Annotated in this window: 1 pseudogene; it reads left to right on the top strand. The window is 60.0% G+C overall.

What is annotated here, in order from left to right:
- Positions 1–87: 87 nt before the first annotated feature.
- Positions 88–791: pseudogene (locus ABIE57_RS20565) on the top strand (transposase); the annotation flags it as partial.
- Between the last annotated feature and the right edge of the window lie 334 nt (positions 792–1,125).

Here is a 1,125-nt window from a genome sequence, read left to right as displayed (position 1 = left end):
CGCAACACTTGAGGCCTGACACAAGACCGCACTCGATCACGCGCAACATGGGACTGAAACTTCTTGCATCACGGGCGGCAACCACACAAGAGCTTTCAGCCCGAGGCCGATGCGGCCCCGCCTGACGATAAAGGGCCGGGCGATCCGCCCGCCTCCGATACCACACCTGACACCGCAGCTTCCGAGACCCCAGCCGAGACCGACCCGATGCCCCGCAACAGCCGCCGCCATCGCAATGCCGAGGTCGATTTCAAGGGCGAAAAGCGCTCCAATGCCACCCATGCGTCCACGACTGATCCTGATGCGCGGCTTTACAAGAAGTCCCCCGGCACCGGGGCGATGCTGTGTTTCATGGGGCATGCGCTGATGGAAAACCGCAACGGTCTCATCGTGCAGGGCGACCTGACAAAGGCCGACGGTCGTGCCGAACGCAAGGCCGCGCTGGACATGGTCCACCGCCATTCACCCTGATCGACCCGGCGGCTGACTCTGGGTGCGGACAAGGGCTATGACGCGGGAGAGTTCGTGCGCGACCTGCGACAGGCCTGTGTTACCCCGCATGTCGCACAGAAATCGCGATATTCAGCAATCGATGGCCGAACCACCCGGCATGAGGGATATGCCCTGTCCCAAAAGCACCGGAAGAAGATCGAAGAGGCATTTGGCTGGGCGAAAACCGTCGGCGGCATGGCCCAGACCATGTATCGCGGTGTCGAGCGCGTCCGGTCGCGGTTCATCCTGACAATGGCGCCAATAACCTCGCCAGATTGCCCCGGTTGCTGGCCGCATGAAGCGGTAGAACGCCATCAGATCCATGCGTCGAACCCGCCGAAAGGCATCCCGATCAATTCACCCCGCCCTGATAGAGGGATAGCGTTCCGGCTCAGGGACTATTTCAGCAACCTGTTAATCGGTTAAACGGCCCTCCACCAATTCAAAATTCCCAATCGCAGAGCGCAGGTTCTCCATAATCTCGGCCGCCAGAATTTCAGGTTCAGGTAGGTCTTCGAGGTTCGTCATGGACGCATCACGTGTCTGACGTCAGCACCCATGGGACAGTTTAGGCATATTGCGGAACGGAGGGTTTCCGGCTCATCGTAGCCTTCATGGAGCGAAGATGAGCAA

The organism is Roseovarius sp. MBR-6 (genome assembly GCF_040547525.1).
In the GTDB taxonomy this organism is placed as follows: Bacteria; Pseudomonadota; Alphaproteobacteria; order Rhodobacterales; family Rhodobacteraceae; genus Roseovarius.
The sequence above is the reverse complement of the archived record's forward strand: the minus strand, read 5'-3'. Positions and strand labels throughout refer to the sequence as shown.